The following is a 22,671-nucleotide window of genomic DNA, read 5'->3' on the forward strand; positions in this document are numbered from 1 at the left end:
TAACTCTTTGTTTACCAAGGAGTTTTCCGTTTCGACTGCGCCGGAAGTGGGGCGAATTATAGACTTCCAGAATCTGCCGTCAACCCTTAATTACGCTTTTGTTGCAGAAAATGGTTTTTTCGCAATAAGGCGGGGGATCCGGCGCATTACAGGCGGTATTCGCAGCACTAAGAGCAACACACCTATAGAAGCATAGATAGCCCACTCCTTCAGATCAGCCCGCACAATCCACAGCATATGCAGCAAGCCGAGGCCAAGAATCACATACACCAGGCGATGCAGCTTCTTCCAACGACTCCCCAGCCGACGCTGACTATAACGATTCGACGTCACCGCCAATACCAACAGCAACAGGAACCCCAACGCCCCCACAATGATGTAAGGCCGCTTGCGCAATTCCACGCCCAACTGCGTCCAATCCAACCCCAGTACAAACACACAATAAGCAGCCAGATGGAGCACCACATAGGCAAAGCACCACAAACCCAACTGCCTCCGCACTGCTATCCACCCCGCCCAACCGCTAAGCTTCTGCAGCGGGGTCATCCCCAGCGTGATCAGCAACAAGATCAACGTACCCAGCCCCAGTCGATCGACCAGAACCTTGCCCGGATCAGGCCCGAGGGCGAAACCCCACGCCTCATACAGCCAATACAACGGCCATATCGCCGCAGCTATAAAGACGCCAATGCGCCAAACTGGATAGCGCATCAGTAGTTCTTCCGCAAATCCAGACCGGTATAAAGAGAAGCCACCTCATCGGAGTAGCCGTTGAACATCTGCGTTTCACGCACATTCGGACTGAACAGGCCGCTCGGCAGACGACGCTCCCGCGCCTGAGTCCAGCGAGGGTGGTCGACCGTTGGGTTCACATTCGCATAGAACCCATACTCATCCGCAGCGATGCTCTGCCAAGTGGTTTTCGGTTGCTCGCTCACGAGACTGATCCGCACAATGGACTTCACACTCTTGAAGCCATACTTCCAAGGCACAACCAAGCGTAGCGGCGCGCCGTTCTGGTTGGGCAATTCACGCCCATACATGCCAACAGCCAGGATCGCCAGCGGGTTCATCGCCTCATCCAGGCGCAACCCTTCTATATAAGGCCAATCGATCAAGCCGAAACTCGAACGCTGGCCCGGCATACTCTTGGAATCCTGAAGAGTTTCAAAGCGGATGTACTTGGCCTTGGAGGTTGGCTCAACCTGCTTGAGCAAGGCCGAGATCGGAAAGCCGATCCAGGGGATGACCATCGACCACGCCTCGACGCAGCGCAGACGGTAGATCCGTTCTTCCAATTGATACGGCTTCATAAAGTCTTCCAGGGCATATCGCCCCGGCTTGGCGACTTCGCCATCAATCACCACACTCCAGGGCTCGGTCTTGAGCGAGCCCGCATTCGCTGCGGGATCACCCTTGTCCGTACCAAACTCATAGAAGTTGTTGTAGTGAGTCGCATCCTTGAACGGCGTGATCGCTTCGTCCTTTACCGTAACTGCCTGCCATTGGGTACTCGGCAGCTTCTCGGCAAACCAGCTCGGCGCCCTGCCCGCTTCAACATCAGCATAACGTGAGGCTTCCTCAGCATTGGCCCAACGCGGCAAACTGCTGGCTGCGATGCCGGCAAGCGCACCACCAAGCAAGCTGCGGCGAGAAAGATAGAAAGATTCAGGAGTGACATCCGATTCATGGCAATCGGACGCTTTAGGCAACTTGATTAACATGGCAACTCCGCAGCGTTGGAGAACTGATGCACCAATAGACTGCGGAGTATGGGGGAAATTACATTAAGGCAATGTTTTGTCGCGGCGCAGATGCAACAGATACTGAACCGGGCCCGAAGCGGCGTAGACCAGGAACGCCAGCAACAGAATACGCGGAGGATCACTGAACACCACGGCGAACACCAGCACCACTGCCAGGATTGCCACGAAAGGCACGCGCCCCTTGAGGTCCAGCTCCTTGAAGCTGTTGTACTTGATGTTGCTGACCATCAGCATGCCGGCAGCAGCTACCATCAACGCCACCAGGAACGACATTTTCGAACCCTGAATGCCGTAATCACTGAACGCCCAGACAATACCTGCCACCACCCCCGCAGCCGCCGGGCTGGCAAGACCGATGAAATACCGCTTGTCAGCAGTCCCCACCTGAGTATTGAAGCGCGCCAGACGCAAAGCAGCGCCCGCAACATAGATGAAGGCGACCATCCAGCCAACCTTACCCATATCACCCAGCGCCCAGGCAAATGCCAGCAACGCGGGGGCTACACCAAACGCGACCATATCCGACAACGAGTCGTACTCGGCACCGAAGGCGCTTTGCGTGTTAGTCATGCGTGCCACACGACCATCAAGGCCGTCGAGCACCATGGCAACGAAAATGGCAATGGCAGCAAAACCGAAATACTTACTGGCACTCACCGCATCACCCGCCGCCAGCGCACTTTGGGCGCTCATGGAGTTGATGATGGAATAGAAGCCGGCAAACAGGTTTGCCGTAGTGAACAGGTTCGGCAAAAGATAGATGCCACGATGCCGGACCTTGCGACCTTCGGCGTCATGCCCTTCTTCGACATGCTCATCGATCGGCAGCAGGCTTTCGGCGTCAGAAGCCTGGTGTGGCTCTTCGGGACGTTCGCTCATGGACTTTACCTTGCAACGGTGTGAAAAAATTCGACAAATACTTGCGGCGAGTGTTCGCCCGCAAACGATGCAGCTTTATACCAGAACCAGCCCACAAACGAAAAAACGCGGCCTAGGCCGCGTTTTCCGTTGATGCGTACGACTTAGTTTTTGGCTTTGTCGACGATCTTGTTGGCACCGATCCACGGCATCATGGAGCGCAGTTGCTCGCCGATGATTTCGATACCGTGAGCGGCGTTGTTACGACGCTTGGCGGTCATCGAAGGGTAGCCGGTAGCGCCTTCGCTGATGAACATTTTGGCGTATTCGCCGTCCTGAATACGTTTCAGGGCGTTGCGCATGGCCTGACGGGACTCGGCGTTGATCACTTCCGGGCCAGTCACATACTCGCCGTACTCGGCGTTGTTGGAGATCGAGTAGTTCATGTTGGCGATACCGCCTTCGTACATGAGGTCAACGATCAGTTTCAGTTCGTGCAGGCATTCGAAGTAGGCCATTTCCGGAGCGTAGCCAGCTTCAACCAGGGTTTCGAAACCGGCTTTTACCAGTTCAACGGTACCGCCGCACAGAACAGCTTGTTCGCCGAACAGGTCGGTTTCAGTCTCGTCTTTGAAAGTGGTTTCGATGATGCCGGTACGACCACCGCCAACACCGGCAGCGTAGGACAGCGCAACGTCCTTGGCATTGCCCGAGGCGTCCTGGTAGATCGCGATCAGGTCAGGAATACCGCCGCCTTTGACGAACTCGGAACGCACGGTGTGGCCCGGGGCTTTCGGCGCGATCATGATCACGTCGAGGTCAGCGCGTGGCACTACCTGGTTGTAGTGAATCGCGAAGCCGTGGGAGAAGGCCAGGGTGGCGCCCTTCTTGATGTTCGGCTCGATTTCGTTCTTGTACAGCGCGGACTGGAACTCGTCCGGGGTCAGGATCATGACCAGGTCGGCAGCAGCAACGGCGGAAGCAACGTCAGTCACTTTCAGGCCATGGGCTTCAGCCTTGGCAACAGTGGCCGAGCCTTTGCGCAGGCCAACAGTCACGTCAACGCCGGAATCTTTCAGGTTGCACGCTTGTGCGTGACCCTGGGAGCCGTAGCCGATGATGGCGACTTTCTTGCCCTGGATGATCGACAGGTCACAATCTTTTTCGTAATAAACTTTCATGAGGTTCCTCTATATATCCAGGCCGTAAGGCCATTCACTAATTTGGGTTAAATGCTGAGTACTTTGTCGCCACGGGCAATCCCGGTGACACCACTGCGTACTGTTTCCAGAATCGAGGCCGTCCCGATCGATTGGATGAAGCTGTCCAGCTTGTCGCTTGTACCGGTCAGTTGAACGGTATAAACGCTGGCGCTCACATCGACGATCTGCCCGCGATAAATATCGGTAGTGCGCTTGATCTCGGCACGCTGGGCGCCGGTGGCCTTGACCTTGACCAGCATCAGCTCGCGCTCGATGTGGGCACTCTCCGACAGGTCGACCAGCTTGACCACTTCGATCAGCTTGTTGAGGTTCTTGGTGATCTGCTCGATCACCTCATCGTGGCCCACGGTGGTCAACGTCAGGCGCGACAGGGTCGGGTCTTCGGTCGGGGCCACGGTCAGGCTTTCGATGTTGTAGTTGCGTTGCGAAAACAGGCCGACAACACGAGACAGAGCGCCGGGTTCGTTCTCCAGAAGCAGGGAGATAATATGCCGCATGATTAAGTACGCTCCGTCTTGTTCAGCCACATGTCGCGCATAGAGCCGTCCTTGATCTGCATCGGGTAGACGTGCTCGCTGGTATCCACCTGAATATCGATGAACACCAGGCGGTCCTTCATGGCGAACGCCTCTTCCATCTTCGGCTTCAGATCTTTCAAGTCGGTGATGCGGATGCCAACGTGGCCATAGGCCTCAACCAATTTGACGAAATCTGGCAGCGACTCCATGTAGGAATGAGAGTGACGGCTACCGTAGCTCATGTCCTGCCACTGGCGAACCATGCCCAGCACACCGTTGTTCAAGCACACGATCTTCACCGGAAGGCCGTACTGCAGGCATGTCGACAGTTCCTGGATATTCATCTGGATGCTGCCTTCACCGGTGACGCATGCAACGTCAGCGTCCGGGAAACTCAGTTTCACGCCCATGGCCGCAGGGAAACCAAAGCCCATCGTGCCCAGGCCGCCGGAGTTGATCCAGCGGTTAGGCTTATCGAACTTGTAGTACTGCGCAGCGAACATCTGGTGCTGGCCCACGTCGGAGGTCACAAAGGCGTCGCCCTTGGTCACTTCGCACAGGGTCTCGATCACGGTTTGTGGCTTGATGATGCTGCCGTCGCCCTTGTCGTAAGGGAACAGGCCGCGATCACCGCGCCATTCGTCAATCTGCTTCCACCAACTGGCGACGGATTCCTTGTTCGGCGCTTCGCCGATGTCCTTGAGCGCGGCAACCATCTCGGTCAATACGCTTTCAACAGGACCTACGATCGGCACGTCGGCCTTGATGGTCTTGGAGATGGACGCCGGGTCGATGTCGATATGGATGATCTTGGCGTTCGGGCAGAATTTGCTCGCGCCGTTGATTACCCGGTCATCGAAACGTGCACCCACTGCAAGGATCACATCGGCATGGTGCATCGCCAGGTTGGCGGTGTAGCTGCCATGCATGCCGAGCATGCCGACGAACTGGCGATCCGTACCCGGGAATGCGCCGAGGCCCATCAAGGTGTTGGTCACCGGCAGGTTGAGCAGCTTGGCCAGTTCGGTCAGCGGTGCGGAACCGCCGCCCAGAATCACACCACCACCCGAGTACAACACGGGACGCTTGGCCGCCAGGAGCATTTCTGCTGCCTTGCGAATTTGCCCCGAGTGCCCACGAACGGCCGGGCTGTAGGAACGCAGCTTGGCTTTTTTCGGGAAGATATATTCGAATTTTTCCGCCGGATTGGTCATGTCCTTCGGGATATCGACCACGACAGGCCCCGGGCGACCGGACTGTGCGAGGTAGAAAGCCTTCTTCATGATTTCCGGAATTTCCGACGCATGCTTGATCATGAAGCTGTGTTTCACGATCGGCCGGGAGATACCGATCATGTCGGTTTCCTGGAATGCATCGGTACCGACCATGGTGCTTGCCACCTGGCCAGAAATGATCACCATCGGGATGGAGTCCATATAGGCAGTCGCGATGCCGGTAATGGCATTGGTTGCGCCTGGGCCGGATGTTACCAGTACCACGCCGGCTTTACCGGTGGCACGGGCATAACCGTCAGCCATATGGGTCGCGGCCTGTTCGTGGCGAACCAGGATGTGGGTAACAGCCGGCTCCTTGAACAGTGCGTCGTAGACATGCAGCAGAGCACCACCTGGGTACCCGTAGATATAGTCGACGCCTTCGTCACGCAAAAAGCGGACGAGCATCTCACCGCCAGATAAAAGCTCCACGTTGTTCACCTCTAAAACGCCAGAATACCGTCCGTTGAAAACCGACGGGTCTTAATAGGTTTACTTCTCAACAGAGCATGAGCGACGGTGGTCGCCGACTACGTCAGCACTGACTGAGCAAGTATTGGGATCGTCCCAAGTGTTGCGGGCTTTTCCCACCCAGCGCGAGGTAACGCGTTGCGGGTGTAACAGGTCGGCGCGGATGTGCGCCTCATGATCTGCTGAGCGGGCCTGCTTCTGGCAGTCCCGATACAGCGGACTTTGGATTCTTCTGTTTCAGCCCCTTCAAGTCAAGCAATAATTGCGCTTTTTTCCAACTAAGCGCATGAGAACGTAGGAGAAAGGGGTTTGAGGAGGGATAAAACTCGCCTGAATGTCGTCAAGCGGTAGAAATGTGCGCAAGACTGCCGGAAAACCCGGCAGTCAGGCAATTAACGAGCGTCGGCGATCAGTTGATCGAACTTTTTCAGCGCATTGCGCAAGCCGAGGCTTTCCAGCGGGCGGTCCGCGTAGACCATCTCCGCCATCTCCATGATCCCTGAAGCATTTGGCAATGGCAGGTCCTGCTCGAGGATCTGCTTCATGCGCACCAGGAAGATCCATTGCAGCCACTGGTGAAAGTCCAGGGTGTCTACCGAAAAGGGCTCAACGCTGCTGAGTGCCTCGACGCTGGGGGACATCTCGTCCCACCAGCCCTGCACGCGCAATTCGCGCTCAATCAGCAATAACTGTTCGGCAATTGCGGGAAAGCGTGCATCCATCAGAGGCTGACCTTGGCTTTCTGGCGAGCCTGGGCCGCGCCGGCTGCGTCACCTTGTGCGGCACGCGCGTCACCAATCAAGGCCCACAGACTGGCTTGCAGGTCTGGACGACCGTTAGCCAGGGTCAGGCCCCGACGGGCAAACTGCTCGGCTTGCGGTGCGTCGCCCTGGGCCATGCGTACTTGCGCCAGACGGTACAACACTTGAGGCTCGCGAGGTGCAACACGCTGGGCACGCTCAAGGCTGGACGACGCGCCATTCAAATCCCCCCCGGCCTGCTGTTGCTGGGCAGTGGTCAGCAGCGCCAGCACCGGGCCGTCCAATTGCTCATCAGCCGACAGGCCGCCACCGCTGGAGGATGACGGAATACCACTTGGCGTCGACGGCATGTTGTAGGTGCCTTGATTGATCGGCGCCGCTTGGACCGGCGTGGAGTCAATCGGGCCCGAGGTGCTTGGGCCCGGCGTCCAGGGCTCAGCACTGATCGGCGCCGATGCCGCTGCGCCGCCGCCTGGCACCATCACCACCACGCCGGAATCCTGTGGCATTGCCTGGGTCGTTGCCTGCGCAGGGCGCTGGGTCACGGTTTGACGGAACCCGCCATTGGCCGAAATCCGGTCGTTATTGGAGACGGCTGTGCTGGAGTCCACCACGGGAATGGAGCCGCGTTGGACGCTGGAGCAACCGCTGAGCAAAGCCAGAGCTGTAATAGCTGGAAACAACCATTTGTTCACTTGAAACCCTCTTTGCTTAATTCATCCAGCCCTTGACCCAATCCATCACCGATTCCGCGTCAGCAGGGGCACTGCCACCGCACGCGGCACCGGGTGGCGGTTCGCTGCCGCGAATATACGGCATCTGCACCGCGCCCGGACAATTGGCATCGGAGCCTTGACCCGTGTGCGGATCAATCCAGGCCTGCACGATGTTATCCGGCTGCGGCATGTTCAACGGCAGCGGGTCGGCCTTGCGCATGAAACTGGTCCAGACCTGCAGCGCACCGGTAGCACCGGTGAACGGGGTCTTGCCGTTATCGTCACGCCCCAGCCACACCACCGCCAGCACGTCCTGGCCGAAGCCGGCGAACCAACTGTCGCGCGAATCGTTACTGGTACCGGTCTTGCCCGCCAGCGTCAGGTTCGATGGCAGGACCTTATAGACAGAACTACCGGTACCTTCACGCATCACGCGCTGCATGGCGTTCTGAATCAGATAGATGGAGCCCGCATCAAAACGTTGCTGAATCTGGAACGGGTAACGCTTGAGCGGCTCGCCTTCGGCAGTCAACACGCTGCGGATCCCGCGCATCGGTGTATTGAAACCACCGTTGGCTAGGGTCTGGTACATGGTTGCGACTTCCATCGGGGTCATCGCGCCAGCGCCCAGCAGGATCGACGGAAAGGCCGGGAATTCACGGGTGACACCCAGTCGCGCGATGGTCTTGAGGACGTTCGGCACGCCGACTTCAAGGCCGAGGCGGGAAGTGGAGATGTTGTAGGAGTGCGCGATGCCTTGGTATAGGAACACCGTACCGTGGGAGCGACGGTCGAAGTTCTGTGGCGTCCACACCTGGCCATCAGCCCCCTTGACCGACAATGGATCATCCGACAGCCAACTGGTCAGCGTGTATTTGCTCGGCTTTTCCAAGGCGGTCAGGTAAACCGCAGGCTTGACCAGCGAACCGATTGGCCGTACCGCATCCAGCGCGCGGTTGAAACCGGCGAAGCTGGCCTGGCGACTGCCGATCATGGCCTGCACTTCACCGGTTTCCGGGTTGGTCACGACCATTGCCGCTTCGACTTCATCGGAGCCTTTACGCCCCGTGAGGCGCTTGAAGGTGTCATTGACGGACGCTTCGGCTTTCATCTGCAGGATCGGGTCGAAACTGGTGAAGATCCGCAGGCCCTCTTCGGTCAAGTCTTCGTCGCGGTAATCTTCACGCAGTTGGCGTTTGACCAGATCGATAAAGCCTGGGAAGGAGCTGTCCGCCAGCTTGCCGCGGGTTGTTACACCCAGTGGCATTTTCTTCGCCGCGGCGACTTGGTCCGCCGTCGCAACGCCCTGTTGCTCAAGCACATCGAGCACCAGGTTACGACGTTCCAGTGCGCGCTCAGGGTTACGACGCGGGTTGTAGTAGGAAGGCCCCTTGACCATGCCCACCAGCAGCGCAACCTGATGCAGCTTCAATTCGGAAAGCGGCTGGCCAAAGAAGAACTGGCTGGCCAAGCCAAAACCATGCACGGCGCGCTGGCCGTCTTGGCCGACGAACACCTCATTGAGGTACGCCTCTAGGATTTCCTGCTTGCTGTAGTGCAGCTCCAGCAACATCGCCATCATGGCTTCGGTGAGCTTGCGCGTCAGGCTGCGCTCATTGGTCAGGTAGAAGTTCTTGACCAATTGTTGCGTGAGCGTGCTGCCGCCCTGGGTCATCTTACCGCCAGAGGTGTTCACCCAAACCGCGCGGGCAATCGACTTCGGCGAGACGCCCCAGTGGTGGTAAAAATCGCGGTCTTCGACGGCAACCAGGGTTTCCAGCAGGTACGGCGGCACCTGATCAAGCTTGATCAGGATGCGATCTTCAAGGTTTTTCGGGTAAATGCCGCCGATCATCAGCGGTTCCAGTCGAACCACGGGCAGCTTCGAGCCATTGAGCGACGACAACTCGGCAACGTAATCGCCGGAAAAGCGCACGCGCACCGGCTGGGCTTTTTCCAGGCCTTCGTAGAACTGGAAGCCGCGGGTATTCAGGTCGACGGTGTTACCCGTGACGGCGGCCGCACCCGGACCGTTGCTCACGGGTTCGCGGCGGTAGCCCAAGGCATCGAGCTCGGTCAGGAAGTCATCCTTGCTCAGCTTCTGGCCGGTGAACAGTTCCAGTGGGCGCGCGTACACCTTGGCCGGAATGGTCCAGCGCTTGCCGGAGAATTTCTCCTGGACCACAGCGTCGAGGTACACCGCAAAGCCGGCGAGCACCACAAGGCCTACCAAGCCAAGCTTGAGCGCCCAGCCCAGCCAAGGGCGAAGGCCACGGGAGGGAGGTTTTTTACGGGAACGGGGAGATCGGGTTCGAGTCATGGCGGCGGATTATACGCACTTTATTGAGGATCAACATGAGCCGGACAGCGGTTTGCACGACCGGCCGCAGCAGCCATAATGCCCGCCATGTTTTTCCCCAGACTCTGAAGGATCGCCCGTGAGCCAGTCCCTGATCGCCGCCCTGCAAAACCCGGCTTTATACCCCCATCCGGTTGAAGCGTTCCAAGTCATCGAGACCCATATTTCCTGGGTCGTACTGACCGGTTCCTACGCTTATAAACTGAAGAAGCCGATGAACTTCGGCTTTCTGGATTTCACCGACCTGGAAAAGCGCGGCCACTTCTGCCGGGAAGAACTGCGCCTTAACCAGCGCCTGACAGACGATTTGTATCTTGAAGTGTTGCCGATCACCGGCACTGCCGAAGCCCCGCAACTGGGTGGCGATGGCCCGGTGATCGAGTACGCGCTGAAAATGCGTCAGTTCCCACAAAGCCAATTGCTCAGTACCCTGCAAGCCAACGGCGAACTGACCAGCGCGCACATTGATGAGATGGCCAAGCAGATCGCGCACTTCCACCTCACCGCGCCGACAGTCCCGCAAGAACACCCTGCCGGCACCCCGGACGAAGTGATGGCACCGGTTCGCCAGAACTTCGATCAGATCCGCCCGTTCCTCAGCGACAAGGCTGACCTGGCTCAACTGGACGCGCTGCACGCCTGGGCCGAAAGCAGCTTCGAGCGCCTCAAGCCGCTGTTCGCCCAGCGCAAGCTGGAGGGTTTTACCCGCGAATGCCACGGTGATATTCACTTGGGTAACGCAACCCTGATCGATGGCCACGTGGTGATCTTCGACTGCATCGAGTTCAACGAGCCTTTCCGCTTTACCGACGTGTACGCCGACACCGCCTTCCTGGCCATGGACTTGGAAGACCGTGGCCTCAAGTCCCTGGCGCGTCGCTTCATCAGCCAGTACCTGGAGCTGACCGGTGATTATCACGGCCTGGAAGTCCTGAACTTCTATAAAGCCTACCGAGCGCTGGTACGCGCCAAGGTTTCACTGTTCAGCATGCCGAGCGAAGCCAGCCCAGTGCAGCGCGCGACGACCCTGCGCCAATACCGCAACTATGCCAACCTGGCGGAAAGCTACAGCACCATTCCGTCGCGCTTCCTGGCAATTACCCATGGTGTTTCGGCCGTAGGCAAAAGCCATGTTGCCATGCGCCTGGTCGAAGCCTTGGGCGCTGTGCGCCTGCGTTCGGATGTGGAGCGCAAGCGCCTGTTCGGCGAGCAACATGTGGAAAACACGCCTCAGGCCGGCATCTATGCAGCCGATGCCAGCGCGGCGACCTACGCGCGCTTGAATGAAATCGCCGACACCGTCCTTCGCGCAGGTTACCCAGTGGTGCTGGATGCGACCTTCCTTAAGCGCGAACAACGTGATGCAGCTGCCAAGATTGCTGAAGCCACCGGTGCACCCTTCCTGATCCTGGATTGCAATGCGCCTCAGGCCGTTATCTCAAACTGGTTGGCGCAACGTCAGGCAGATAAAAACGATCCTTCCGACGCGACATTGACGGTTATCGAAGAACAGCACGCCAATCGCGACCCGCTGACAGCCGAGGAACTGCTCCTCAGCAAACGCGTCGAAACCAACGAAAGCGGGACCCTGGATGCCTTGGTCGCGCATATTCGCCAACACTTGCCAGGCTTGTAAGAAAAATTTCTTGGTCGTGTCGTCTGCCAAGTCGCACGACCAAGCAATAGTGGCACTATAATGGCGTCATAAATCCAACAGGAGTCGCCTTCATGAGTCAGCCCAAGCTTCTTGATACTCCGCTTTACTCGCTCCTGCATAAAGATGATGTCCGAGGATTTAACGAGGAACGCCCAAAAGACGGGGTCATCGATATGCGCGGTGGCGACTTCCGTGGGTTGGACCTGCGTGAGCTTAACGCCGCTGGCGTGGATTTTACCGACGCGTATTTCCGCTCCGCCGATTTGCGTGGCCTGGACTTGCGTGACTGCCCACTGGAAGGAGCGAGCCTGGCCCATGCGCAGATTTCCGGTACTTACTTCCCGCCAGAACTCACTGCCGATGAGATCCTCATGTCGGTCAATTTCGGCACCCGCCTACGCTACCGCACCCGCTAAAACCCGCTGCCTCTACCCCGGTTTCGCATAGTCGAACCGGGGACTTCCCGCCTGCATGATCTAGTCATTCTCATACGTCTTTAGGCCGTTTCCGACTAAAGAACTACGCTTTTCCTACTGAGCGCTACACTCCTGCTCAGGCTTGCCTGGTCACGATACCCACCGAACCATTCGGCCGTCGCAAGGAGGCTTGATGAACGATGAGCTGCAACACCTGAAAAACCTCGGCAAGACGTCAGCACAGTGGCTGCACGCAGTGGGCATCCACAGTGCGTCCGACTTGCGTCGCCTGGGTGCGGTCGATGCTTACCGAGCCGTGCGGACGCGCGGGTTCCGCGCGTCAAAAGTGCTGCTGTATGCCATCGAAGGGGCATTGATGGATGTGCACTGGAACGACATTCCTGCGGAGCGCAAGGAAGCATTGAACCGTCAATTGGATGCTCTGTCGGCACGCCAGAAAAATTAGCTCGACCACAAAACCCAACATTTACAGGCATTGCGAACATACGTTTGAGAAAACGCGGAAGACATGCAAAAACAAATGTTGACTCTCAAATGAGAATCGTTATGATTATCACAACTGGTCGCGAGATCAGCCGATAACTGAAAGACCATTGGTTCGGACTCTCAGATTATCTCCTCATCAGGCTAATCACGGTTATTTGACCCGGCTCTTGCCGGGTCTTTTTTTGCCTGTCAAAACCTAGCGCGCAATAATCAACGGATGCCCACGTTCCGGATGGGGTTGCACGAGCACATCCAGACCAAACACCGCTTTCAGCGGCTCAGGCTGCATCACCTGCGCCGGTGTATCCAAGGCATGGGGACGCCCCGCCTCGAGCAACAGAATTCGATCACAGTAACGCGCCGCCAGGTTCAGGTCATGAAGGATCACCAGCACCGCAACCCCTCGATCGGCAAAGGTCCGAATGGCCTGCAAGGTCGTATGTTGGTGCAAAGGGTCGAGCATTGACGTCGGCTCATCCAGCAGCAACGTCTGCCCTGCTTCACCTGGCCATAACTGCGCTAGCACGCGCGCCAGGTGCACGCGTTGACGCTCACCGCCAGACAACGCCAGGTAGCTGCGACCGCTCAAGTGTCCGACATCTGCCGCCTGCAAGGCTGCCTCGATAATCTGGTCGTCGCGCACTCGGCCAGTTTGATGTGGCAAGCGCCCCATGCCGACAACCTCTTCGACGCGGAACGCAAAGTCCAGCGTCGAAGCCTGCGGCAATACCGCCAGGCGCTGCGCCCGCTGCGCGCCACTCCATTCGCTCAACGGGCGTTGATCCAGCCACACCTTGCCCTGATCGGGATGCAGTTCACCGCACAACGCGCCTAGCAACGTGCTTTTACCCGCGCCATTTGGGCCCAATACGCCAAGCACCTCGCCCGGCAATAAATCGAGGGTGACATCCGCCAACACAATTTTACGCCCGCGACAGATCTGCAAGTCTTCCACACGCAGCATCAGGCACGCCCCCGCAACAACAGGTAAAGAAAAAACGGAGCGCCGATAAACGCAGTGACGATGCCGATCGGCAGTTCAGCCGGCGCCAAGGCAAGGCGCGCTACCAGATCGGCAAACAGCAGCAAGCTTGCACCCGCCAATACGGAAGCTGGCAACAGCACCCGATGATCCGGCCCCGCCAGCAATCGCACCAAATGCGGCACCACCAGGCCCACGAAGCCAATCATGCCTGCTGCGGCCACCGCAGCGCCCACCCCCAAAGCCGTGCAGAAGACCAGCTCACGCTTAAGCCTTTCCACATCAATCCCAAGGTGATTGGCTTCTGACTCGCCGAGCAGCAATGCATTCAGCGCCTTCGCTCGGCGCGGCAACCACAGCGCCACACCCGCGCTCACCAGCAACAGCGGCCATAACCTGGAATAGCTGGCGCCGTTAAGGCTCCCTAGGTTCCAGAATGTCAGGGTGCGCAAGGTGGCGTCATCGGCCAGGTAGGTAAACAGGCCCACCGCAGAGCCGGCGAGGGCTGTAAGGGCAATGCCGGCAAGCAGCATCGTCGCGACATTGGTTTGGCCGTTGCGCCGCCCCAGTCGATAGACCAATGCGGTGACGCCCAGCCCGCCGAGGAATGCGCACAGCGATAACAAGTACGGCCCGAATGCATCCGGCAAACCGCCAAAAAACGAAGCACCGACAATCGCCACTGCAGCCCCCAACGCCGCACCGCTGGAAACCCCGACTAATCCAGGATCAGCCAGAGGGTTGCGGAACAATCCCTGCATCGCCACTCCCGACAAAGCCAACACGCCGCCGACCGCCAACCCCAGCAGCGTACGCGGCAAACGGATCTGCCCCAGGATCAGCTCAGCCTGCTCCAGCCCCTGTGCCTCAATAGGCAGCCCCATCAGTCGCAACGCGGCGTTGAGCGTATCCAGCAATGGCAAGCTGACCGGCCCCAATGCCAGCGAGAGCCAGATAGCCAATACACACAACAGCGCCAGCCCAATAAAGAGCGTCTTCGGTTTAACCAACGTGGTCATGGGGCAGGCTTAGCATGGGACGGATAAAACCCGGCAGACAGCTCTGCCAGGCTTTTCGGCAGGCGCGGCCCAAGCCCGCCGACCAGCAAGGTGGTGTCCACCTCAAACACCCGCCCACTCTTAGCCGCCGGAGTGGAAGCCAGGATCGGATTCTCTTTGAATAGCGCCGCACGCGCCGCATCACCACTCAGGGCACGGTCAGCAAATACCAGCACATCCGGGCTCAACCCCGCCAACGACTCCACCGAAAAAGGTTTGTAACCACTATGGGTCGCCAGATTGCGCCCGCCCGCCTGTTGCAACATCCAATCAGCCGCCGTGTCTTTGCCCGCGATCAGCGGCTTGCCGCCTGCATGCCCGAGCAGCAGCAATACACCTGGCGCGTTTTGGGTGGACTGAGCCTTGGCGACCCAACGCTTTTGCTGGTTCAGCGCCTGCTCATATCCGGCAAACAATTCGGAGGCCTTGGCGTCATTACCCAACAACTTGCCCAAGTGCTGAAGATTGCCTTTTAACGCAAGCAAGTCAGGCTGCGCCGAGAACATCTCCACCTGCACGCCCGCGCTACGAATCTGCGCCAGCACGGGCGGTGGGCCCATTTCTTCAGTCCCCACCAGCACCTGCGGGCGCAAACTCAGGATGCCTTCAGCCGACAACTGTCGCTGGTAGCCAATGCTCGGCAACGCCCTGAGGGACTCGGGATGTTGACTGGTGGTATCGACCCCCACCAGTTTTGCCTCACCGCCCAGGGCCGTCACCCATTCCGACAGCGCCCCACCGGCACTTACCCAGCGTTGTGGCAGTTCAGAGGCTTGGGCCCCATGGTTGACCAGCAGTCCGACAACAAGCGCGATAGCGCTGGCACTCAGGCGCATAACAGGGTTTCCTTCCAGGGGCAGGGCCGCTCAAGCACTCATCAATGTGACAGAAAACGCTTGCCCACCATCGTAATGAGCGCCCGTACAGCAAACGGGCGAAGCCGGCATTTGATAATTGTTTGCATTTGAACGTCAAGGCACTTAAGGACTGAAATGAAGTTTCTCTGCTCCTCCGACACCCTCGCGCCAGACAGCAGCCTCGGTTTTGACATCGACGGCTGCAAGCTGTTGGCCGTGCGCCGAGACGGCGTGCCCTACTTCTATATCAACCGCTGCCCCCATCGCGGCGTTCCACTGGAATGGCAACCCGATCAGTTTCTCGACTCCAGCGCCAGCCTGATCCAATGCGCCACCCACGGCGCTCTGTTCCTGATCGAAAGCGGCGAGTGCATCGCCGGCCCTTGCGCCGGCCAAAGCCTCACCCCCCTGCCTGGCCGCGAAGACGCCCAGGGCCTTTGGGTGGAACTCTAGTCGAGCAGCACGTCCAACCGTCGGTCTACACAGATTTCTTCTGATGTAACCCGCACGCCATAGGCCAGCACTTCCACCCCCGCCGCCTTGGCTTCACGTAGCGCAGAGGCGTAACCGGCGTCGATCTCCACGGCCGGGCGCACTGCATCAATCCCCGAGAGATTGACGCAATACAACTGCACTGCCCGCACGCCCTCGCGCGCCAGATGGGCCAGTTCGCGCAAATGCTTGGCGCCGCGCTGGGTCACCGCATCGGGAAAAGCGGCAACCGAGGAACCATCAAAGCCCAGGGTCACGCTTTTGACTTCAACGTAGGCCGCGCCGTCGGCATACTCCAGGCGAAAGTCGATACGGCTTTTCTCCTGACCGTAGGGTACTTCGCGCTTCAAGGCGGTGAAGCCATTGAGTTCGGTAATTACCCCTGCACGCAATGCCTCCTCGACCAACTGATTAGCGCGTGCCGTGTTCACGCACGCCAGACGGCCCTGGGGTGTCTCGGCGATTTCCCAGGTGCCGGGCAACTTGCGTTTAGGGTCATTGGAGCGACTGAACCAGACCTGCCCGCCTTCGACCATGCAATTGAGCATCGAGCCGGTGTTAGGGCAGTGAATGGTCAGCAACTCGCCGCTAACGGTTTCGATATCGGTGAGAAAACGCTTGTAGCGGCGAATCAGCCGCGCTTCTTCGAGGGGAGGATTAAAGCGCATCAGCCTTGCCAACTCCGCAAGCCACGTGCGATCCGTTCCACTGCTTCCTGTAGCCGATCGAGGTTTTGCGTGTAGGCAAAGCGCACATGGTGGCCGGCCTGGTAGCGGCCAAAATCCAAGCCTGGCGTAAACGCCACATGCTCGGTTTCGAGGAAGTGGCGACAGAATGCGAAGGCATCACCGCCGAACGCGCTGATATCGGCATACAAATAGAATGCGCCTTCCGGCTCGACGGCAATACCAAATCCCAGCTCGCGTAACGCTGGCAGCAAGAAGTCGCGACGGCGACCAAATTCGGCCCGGCGCTCTTCCAGAATGTTCAGGGTTTGTGGGGTGAAGCAGGCCAGCGCCGCGTGCTGCGCCATGCTTGGCGCACTGATGTAGAGGTTTTGCGCCAGTTTCTCCAATTCACCCACAGCGTCGGGCGGCGCAACCAACCAACCCAGGCGCCAGCCGGTCATGCCGAAATACTTCGAAAAACTATTCAGGACGAAAGCATCATCGTCGACTTCCAGCACGCTGGCTGCGTCCGTGCCGTAGGTCAGGCCATGGTAAATCTCATCCACCACCAGATGGCCGTTGCGCGCTTTGATTGCGCCGGAAAGGCCGGCCAATTCGTCGCGGGTCAGGATCGTGCCGGTCGGGTTGGCTGGCGACGCTACCAGCGCGCCCACACTGTCCTGGTCCCAGTGCTTGGCTACCAAGTCGGCGGTCAACTGATAGCGCAACTCGGGGCCAACCGGCACCAGTTGCGCCGCGCCCTCCACCAATCGCAGGAAGTGGCGATTGCAGGGGTAGCCTGGGTCTGCGAGCAACCAATGCTTGCCCGGGTCCACCAAAAGGCTGCTGGCCAGCAACAAGGCGCCGGAACCACCAGGGGTGATCAAAATGCGCTGGGGGTCAACGTTCAGCCCATAGCGCAGCTGATAGAAACCGCTGATGGCTTCGCGCAGTTCCGGCAGGCCGCGTGCCGCGGTGTAGCGGGTCTTGCCATTGGCCAATGCTGCCTGGCCGGCCTGGATGATCGGCTCGGCGGTGGTGAAGTCCGGCTCGCCGATTTCCAAGTGAATCACGTCATGCCCGGCGGCTTGCAGCTCATTGGCCCGCGCCAGCAATGCCATGACATGAAAAGGTTCGATGGCGCGACTGCGCGCACTGTAGGGCTGAGCCATTAGCCTTCCTTAACGGTAGGGACAAAATCTGGATTTTACCGAACCCACGCCGTAAAACATGTTCTATTGCCTGCCCGGCGGCCTGTACGGATCGGGCAAGCGCCTGCAAAACGACTAAAATCAACATTCGAGGCAACCCATGCCCAGCAATGGCGGGCTGATGTAGTTTGCAACCCCTTTGCCATGGGCCTCGACAACCGGGAGTGGCGCACCCCGAATCTATCTGGTAAGTTCGCCCGCTTGCAGCCGCAGGGCCGGCAGGTGTCGGTGACGTTGCAATCCTGCGCAATGGATTAGAAGAGTGAGAGGCGGTCTATTCATGTCCACCCAAGCAAAGCAACAGCAGACTCAAGGCCTCAACGGCTTCGAACCTTACGTAGAGAAGAAAGGTGAGGAGTACATGGGCGAGCCCATGCGCGAGCACTTCACCAAAATCCTGAACAAGTGGAAACAGGACTTGATGCAGGAGGTCGACCGCACCGTTGACCATATGAAGGACGAAGCAGCCAACTTCCCTGATCCGGCCGACCGTGCGAGCCAGGAAGAAGAATTCGCCCTTGAACTGCGCGCCCGTGATCGCGAGCGCAAATTGATCAAGAAGATCGACAAGACGCTGCAGCTGATCAAGGACGAAGAATACGGCTGGTGCGAATCCTGCGGTGTCGAGATCGGTATCCGTCGCCTGGAAGCCCGCCCAACCGCGGACCTCTGCGTAGACTGCAAGACCTTGGCCGAAATCAAGGAAAAACAGGTCGGCAAGTAATCCCGCCGAGCTGAACGAATGGGGCGTGCAAACGCCCCATTTTTGTTTCTGGCGTTTACCGAATTTCCAGTAGTATCCGGCCCATGACAGCCTCTACTTATATCGGGCGTTTCGCCCCCACGCCCAGTGGCCATTTGCATTTCGGCTCGCTGGTCGCTGCTCTCGCCTCCTACCTTGATGCCCGCGCCAATAACGGCCGCTGGTTGATGCGTATGGAAGACCTCGACCCTCCCCGTGAAGAGCCCGGCGCCCAAGCCGCGATCCTGCACGCCCTGGAAAGCTACGGCTTTGAATGGGACGGTGAACAGGTCCGGCAAAGCGAGCGGCACGAAGCCTACGCCAAAGTGCTGAACGACATGTTCAACCACGGCCTGGCCTACGCCTGCACCTGCTCACGCAAACAACTGGAACCCTACAACGGGATCTACCCAGGCCTGTGTCGCAATGCCGGCCACGATCAGCAGGACGCCGCCATCCGCTTGCGTGTCCCTGAGCTTGCGTACCACTTTACCGACCGCGTTCAGGGCGAATTCCGACAGCACCTGGGACGCGATGTAGGCGACTTCGTCATCCGTCGCCGTGACGGCCTTTATGCCTATCAACTCGCCGTGGTGCTCGACGATGCCTGGCAAGGTGTTACCGACATCGTGCGCGGCGCTGACCTGCTCGACTCCACGCCACGCCAACTCTACTTGCAAGAGTTGCTCGGCCTGCGCCAACCGCGCTACCTGCACGTGCCGCTGATCATCCAGCCGGACGGTAACAAGCTGGGCAAATCCTATCGTTCCCCACCGTTGACGCCCGACCAGGCCACGCCTTTGCTACTGAGAGCCCTGCGCGCCCTCGGCCAGCAACCCGGCGCCGAACTGCTGCACGCCAGCCCACGGGAACTGCTGGATTGGGGCATTTCACACTGGGATGCGACAAAGATCCCGCGCACACTCACGCTGGCCGAAGCGCAATTGAGCTGAAGGCGCTTGCAGCTTGCCAAGCATCCGTTACCATCGCCGCAGTTTTTCAATCAGAGGCCAACATGTACATCTATCGATTGGTCCTGCTGCTGGTCGTCGGGATCTACCTGTTTTCTCCCGCCATCATGGATTGGTGGATCGACGCCACGGGCGCCTGGTATCGCCCTTATTTGCTGTGGCTGATTCTGATCGTCGTGACTTTCATCCTGCAGAGCCAAAAAGATGCCGATGAGCTTTAGCCTCACCCAGATGCTGCTGATCAGCGCCGCCTATCTGGCCGCGTTGTTCGGCGTCGCCTGGATCAGTGAGCGCGGAATGATTCCGCGGGCGATCATTCGCCATCCATTGACCTACACCTTGTCCCTGGGCGTGTATGCCAGTGCCTGGGCGTTTTACGGCACCGTCGGCCTGGCTTATCAATACGGTTATGGCTTTCTTTCCAGCTATCTCGGGGTGTCCGGCGCGTTTCTGCTGGCGCCGGTGTTGCTGTACCCGATCCTGAAGATCACCCGCACTTATCAGTTGTCATCCCTGGCCGACCTGTTCGCCTTCCGCTTTCGCAGCACCTGGGCCGGCGCGCTGACCACCATCTTCATGTTGATCGGTGTATTGCCGTTGCTGGCCCTGCAAATCCAGGCCGTGGCCGATTCCATCAGCATCCTCACCCGCGAGCCTGTGCAACATAGAGTCGCCCTGGCGTTCTGCGCGCTGATCAGCCTGTTCACGATTTTCTTCGGCTCGCGCCATATTGCCACCCGTGAGAAACACGAAGGCCTTGTGTTTGCGATTGCCTTCGAGTCGGTGATCAAGCTGATCGCCATTGGCGGCGTAGGCCTCTATGCGCTGTACGGTGTGTTCGACGGCCCGCAACAGTTGGAGTTGTGGCTGCTGCAAAACCAGACCGCCCTCGCCGCCCTGCACACGCCCCTGCAGGAAGGCCCATGGCGCACGCTGCTGCTGGTGTTCTTCGCCTCGGCGATCGTGATGCCGCACATGTACCACATGACCTTCACCGAAAACCTCAACCCGCGCTCGCTGGTCAGCGCCAGCTGGGGTTTGCCGCTGTTCCTGCTGTTGATGAGCCTGGCAGTGCCGCTGATCCTGTGGGCGGGTCTGAAACTGGGGGCAACTACCAACCCGGAATACTTCACCCTCGGCATCGGCATTGCCGCCAACAGCCCGGCGTTGGCACTGTTGGCTTATGTCGGCGGTTTGTCAGCGGCCAGCGGGTTGATCATCGTCACGACCCTGGCGCTTTCGGGCATGGCACTCAACCATTTGGTATTGCCGCTTTACCAGCCGCCGGCCGAAGGCAACATCTACCGCTGGCTGAAATGGACGCGCCGCGCGCTGATTGTTGCGATCATCATGGCCGGATACGGTTTCTACCTGCTGCTGGGCGCCGGGCAAGACCTGGCCAACCTGGGTATCGTTGCATTTGTCGCCACCTTGCAGTTCCTGCCGGGTGTGCTGTCGGTACTGTACTGGCCGACCGCCAATCGCCGTGGGTTTATCGCCGGCTTGTTGGCGGGGATCCTGGTGTGGGTCGTGACCATGCTGCTACCGCTGGTCGGCAACCTGCAGGGCTTCTACATCCCGCTGCTCAACATGATTTACGTGCTGGATGACACCAGTTGGCACATGGCGGCGATTGCGTCCTTGGCCGCCAACGTCTTGATGTTCACCCTGATCTCGCTGTTCACCAACGCCAGCCCGGAAGAAACCAGCGCCGCCGAAGCCTGTGCGGTGGATAACGTGCGTCGCCCGCAACGGCGTGAATTGCATGCGGCCTCGCCCCAGGAGTTCGCCACGCAACTGGCCAAGCCGTTGGGCGCCAAGGCGGCGCAAAAGGAAGTCGAACAGGCGCTGCGCGATCTCTACCTGCCGTTCGACGAACGCCGCCCCTACGCGCTGCGTCGTTTACGTGATCGCATCGAAGCCAACCTGTCGGGGCTGATGGGGCCGAGCGTGGCTCAGGACATGGTGGAAACCTTCCTGCCCTATAAGGCTGGCGGCGAAAACTATGTCACCGAAGACATCCATTTCATCGAGAGCCGACTGGAGGATTACCACTCCCGCCTCACCGGTCTCGCCGCCGAACTCGACGCCCTGCGCCGCTACCACCGCCAGACCCTGCAGGAACTGCCGATGGGCGTGTGTTCCCTGGCCAAGGATCAAGAGATCCTGATGTGGAACAAGGCCATGGAAGAGCTCACGGGCATCCCTGCACAACGCGTCGTCGGTTCACGCCTCAATACCCTGGGCGAGCCCTGGAAAGAACTGCTGCAAGGCTTCATCAATCTGCCCGACGAACACTTGCACAAGCAGCACTTGGCCCTCGACGGCCAGACACGCTGGCTCAACCTGCACAAGGCCGCCATCGACGAACCCCTCGCCCCCGGTAACAGCGGCCTGGTGTTGCTGGTGGAAGACCTGACCGAAACCCAGATGCTCGAAGACAAGCTGGTGCACTCCGAGCGCCTGGCCAGTATTGGTCGACTGGCAGCGGGGGTGGCCCATGAAATCGGTAATCCGATCACCGGTATCGCGTGCCTGGCGCAGAACCTGCGGGAAGAGCGCGAAGAAGACGGCGAAATTACCGAGATCAGCGGGCAAATCCTCGAACAGACCAAGCGCGTCTCGCGGATCGTGCAGTCGCTGATGAGCTTCGCCCACGCGGGCGGCCATCAGAACCAGGACGAAGCCGTGTGCCTGGCCGAGGTGGCGCAGGATGCCATAGGCTTGCTCGCCTTGAACCGGCGTAATTTCGAAGTACAGTTTTTCAACTTGTGCGACCCGGACCACTGGGTAGACGGCGACTCACAACGCCTGGCCCAAGTGCTGATCAACCTGCTGTCCAACGCCCGCGATGCGACCCCAGCCGGCAGCGCGGTACGCGTCAAGACCGAGGCTTTCGAACATACGGTCGATCTGATCGTCGAAGATGAAGGTAGCGGTATTCCACAGAACATCATGGACCGATTGTTCGAACCCTTCTTCACCACCAAGGACCCAGGTGAAGGTACCGGTCTGGGCCTTGCACTGGTCTATTCCATCGTTGAAGAGCATTATGGACAAATCACCATCGACAGCCCGGCTGACACAGAAAGCCAACGCGGCACCCGTATTCGGGTGACCTTGCCGCGTCATGTCGAAGCGACGTCCGCTGTGAACTGAGACCG

General features: G+C 59.0%; 22 protein-coding genes. 8 read left to right on the top strand and 14 right to left on the bottom strand.

The features are described from left to right. Window positions 1-90: 90 nt before the first annotated feature. The 9 genes from msrQ to mrcB form a co-directional block, all read right to left on the bottom strand. The gene (msrQ, locus tag JBO08_RS23485) at window positions 91-711 is read right to left on the bottom strand and encodes a protein-methionine-sulfoxide reductase heme-binding subunit MsrQ (protein WP_065881619.1); all 621 of its coding nucleotides are present in this window, start codon (window positions 709-711) and stop codon (window positions 91-93) included. After that, the gene (msrP, locus tag JBO08_RS23490; protein WP_065875698.1) at window positions 711-1,724 is read right to left on the bottom strand and encodes a protein-methionine-sulfoxide reductase catalytic subunit MsrP; all 1,014 of its coding nucleotides are present in this window, start codon (window positions 1,722-1,724) and stop codon (window positions 711-713) included. Before msrP ends, msrQ begins: the two co-directional genes overlap by 1 nt. Window positions 1,725-1,787: 63 nt before the next feature. Beyond that, window positions 1,788-2,645 (bottom strand): CDP-diacylglycerol--serine O-phosphatidyltransferase, encoded by an 858-nt coding sequence (pssA, locus tag JBO08_RS23495; protein WP_049711521.1) that lies wholly within the window; start codon window positions 2,643-2,645, stop codon window positions 1,788-1,790. Between the two features lie 143 nt (window positions 2,646-2,788). Further along, a complete protein-coding gene (gene ilvC, locus JBO08_RS23500; RefSeq protein ID WP_065875697.1) occupies window positions 2,789-3,805 on the bottom strand; it encodes a ketol-acid reductoisomerase in 1,017 nt (338 codons plus the stop codon). Window positions 3,806-3,852: 47 nt separating this feature from the next. After that, window positions 3,853-4,344 (bottom strand): acetolactate synthase small subunit, encoded by a 492-nt coding sequence (ilvN, locus tag JBO08_RS23505; protein ID WP_003176102.1) that lies wholly within the window; start codon window positions 4,342-4,344, stop codon window positions 3,853-3,855. A 2-nt stretch (window positions 4,345-4,346) separates the two neighbouring features. Continuing rightward, window positions 4,347-6,071: an acetolactate synthase 3 large subunit gene (locus JBO08_RS23510; protein ID WP_065875700.1), complete on the bottom strand. Its 1,725-nt coding sequence runs from the start codon at window positions 6,069-6,071 to the stop codon at window positions 4,347-4,349. Window positions 6,072-6,502: 431 nt separating this feature from the next. Then, window positions 6,503-6,832, bottom strand: a complete 330-nt coding sequence (locus JBO08_RS23515; protein ID WP_065875696.1) for a YqcC family protein — start codon at window positions 6,830-6,832, stop codon at window positions 6,503-6,505. Then, complete coding sequence (locus JBO08_RS23520) at window positions 6,832-7,566, bottom strand: tetratricopeptide repeat protein (RefSeq protein ID WP_065881620.1); 735 nt, start codon at window positions 7,564-7,566, stop codon at window positions 6,832-6,834. Before JBO08_RS23520 ends, JBO08_RS23515 begins: the two co-directional genes overlap by 1 nt. 16 nt (window positions 7,567-7,582) lie before the next feature. Beyond that, window positions 7,583-9,907 carry a penicillin-binding protein 1B gene (gene mrcB / locus JBO08_RS23525; protein ID WP_065881622.1) on the bottom strand — a complete coding sequence of 775 codons (2,325 nt, stop codon included), beginning with the start codon at window positions 9,905-9,907 and terminating at the stop codon, window positions 7,583-7,585. A 118-nt stretch (window positions 9,908-10,025) separates the two neighbouring features. Here mrcB and JBO08_RS23530 point away from each other — a divergent pair, with 118 nt between their 5' ends. From JBO08_RS23530 to JBO08_RS23540, 3 genes are all read left to right on the top strand, one after another. Then, window positions 10,026-11,582, top strand: coding sequence for a bifunctional aminoglycoside phosphotransferase/ATP-binding protein (locus tag JBO08_RS23530; RefSeq protein ID WP_220075005.1), 1,557 nt, complete (start codon window positions 10,026-10,028; stop codon window positions 11,580-11,582). Window positions 11,583-11,674: 92 nt separating this feature from the next. Then, the gene (locus tag JBO08_RS23535; RefSeq protein WP_065875692.1) at window positions 11,675-12,019 is read left to right on the top strand and encodes a pentapeptide repeat-containing protein; all 345 of its coding nucleotides are present in this window, start codon (window positions 11,675-11,677) and stop codon (window positions 12,017-12,019) included. Between the two features lie 193 nt (window positions 12,020-12,212). Continuing rightward, on the top strand, window positions 12,213-12,485 hold the full coding sequence (locus JBO08_RS23540) for a TfoX/Sxy family protein (protein WP_010206563.1): 273 nt from the start codon (window positions 12,213-12,215) through the stop codon (window positions 12,483-12,485). A 237-nt stretch (window positions 12,486-12,722) separates the two neighbouring features. Here the strand turns inward: JBO08_RS23540 and JBO08_RS23545 are convergent, their stop codons facing one another. Genes JBO08_RS23545 through JBO08_RS23555 form a run of 3 tightly spaced genes read right to left on the bottom strand, consistent with a single transcriptional unit; the run spans window position 12,723 to window position 15,402 of the window. Then, entirely contained in the window at window positions 12,723-13,490 is a 768-nt protein-coding gene (locus tag JBO08_RS23545) for a heme ABC transporter ATP-binding protein (protein ID WP_220075006.1), read from the bottom strand. Next, window positions 13,490-14,527: an iron ABC transporter permease gene (locus JBO08_RS23550; protein ID WP_065875690.1), complete on the bottom strand. Its 1,038-nt coding sequence runs from the start codon at window positions 14,525-14,527 to the stop codon at window positions 13,490-13,492. Before JBO08_RS23550 ends, JBO08_RS23545 begins: the two co-directional genes overlap by 1 nt. Next, on the bottom strand, window positions 14,524-15,402 hold the full coding sequence (locus JBO08_RS23555; RefSeq protein WP_220075007.1) for a hemin ABC transporter substrate-binding protein: 879 nt from the start codon (window positions 15,400-15,402) through the stop codon (window positions 14,524-14,526). Before JBO08_RS23555 ends, JBO08_RS23550 begins: the two co-directional genes overlap by 4 nt. 156 nt (window positions 15,403-15,558) lie before the next feature. On the opposite strand from JBO08_RS23555, the gene JBO08_RS23560 reads away from it, so the two are divergent. Continuing rightward, a complete protein-coding gene (locus JBO08_RS23560) occupies window positions 15,559-15,876 on the top strand; it encodes a Rieske 2Fe-2S domain-containing protein (protein WP_065875688.1) in 318 nt (105 codons plus the stop codon). On the opposite strand, the gene sfsA is transcribed toward JBO08_RS23560, so the two are convergent. Both sfsA and JBO08_RS23570 read right to left on the bottom strand, forming a co-directional pair. Next, window positions 15,873-16,583, bottom strand: a complete 711-nt coding sequence (sfsA, locus tag JBO08_RS23565) for a DNA/RNA nuclease SfsA (RefSeq protein WP_065891111.1) — start codon at window positions 16,581-16,583, stop codon at window positions 15,873-15,875. The genes JBO08_RS23560 and sfsA overlap by 4 nt on opposite strands. Further along, a complete protein-coding gene (locus JBO08_RS23570) occupies window positions 16,583-17,755 on the bottom strand; it encodes a pyridoxal phosphate-dependent aminotransferase (protein WP_186753110.1) in 1,173 nt (390 codons plus the stop codon). Before JBO08_RS23570 ends, sfsA begins: the two co-directional genes overlap by 1 nt. A gap of 319 nt (window positions 17,756-18,074) precedes the next feature. Here JBO08_RS23570 and dksA point away from each other — a divergent pair, with 319 nt between their 5' ends. The 4 genes from dksA to JBO08_RS23590 all read left to right on the top strand — a co-directional run bounded on the left by dksA (window position 18,075) and on the right by JBO08_RS23590 (window position 22,666). Beyond that, on the top strand, window positions 18,075-18,518 hold the full coding sequence (dksA, locus tag JBO08_RS23575) for an RNA polymerase-binding protein DksA (protein ID WP_025857127.1): 444 nt from the start codon (window positions 18,075-18,077) through the stop codon (window positions 18,516-18,518). 83 nt (window positions 18,519-18,601) lie between these two features. Beyond that, window positions 18,602-19,489 (top strand): tRNA glutamyl-Q(34) synthetase GluQRS, encoded by an 888-nt coding sequence (gene gluQRS, locus JBO08_RS23580; protein ID WP_065881637.1) that lies wholly within the window; start codon window positions 18,602-18,604, stop codon window positions 19,487-19,489. A 62-nt stretch (window positions 19,490-19,551) separates the two neighbouring features. Continuing rightward, window positions 19,552-19,728 (top strand): hypothetical protein, encoded by a 177-nt coding sequence (locus JBO08_RS23585; protein WP_003176118.1) that lies wholly within the window; start codon window positions 19,552-19,554, stop codon window positions 19,726-19,728. Beyond that, the gene (locus JBO08_RS23590; RefSeq protein ID WP_175402993.1) at window positions 19,712-22,666 is read left to right on the top strand and encodes a sensor histidine kinase; all 2,955 of its coding nucleotides are present in this window, start codon (window positions 19,712-19,714) and stop codon (window positions 22,664-22,666) included. Before JBO08_RS23585 ends, JBO08_RS23590 begins: the two co-directional genes overlap by 17 nt. The last annotated feature ends 5 nt before the right edge of the window (window positions 22,667-22,671 follow it).

The sequence above is a fragment of the Pseudomonas sp. LAP_36 genome, from assembly GCF_019456785.1.
Lineage (GTDB): Bacteria > Pseudomonadota > Gammaproteobacteria > Pseudomonadales > Pseudomonadaceae > Aquipseudomonas > Aquipseudomonas tritici.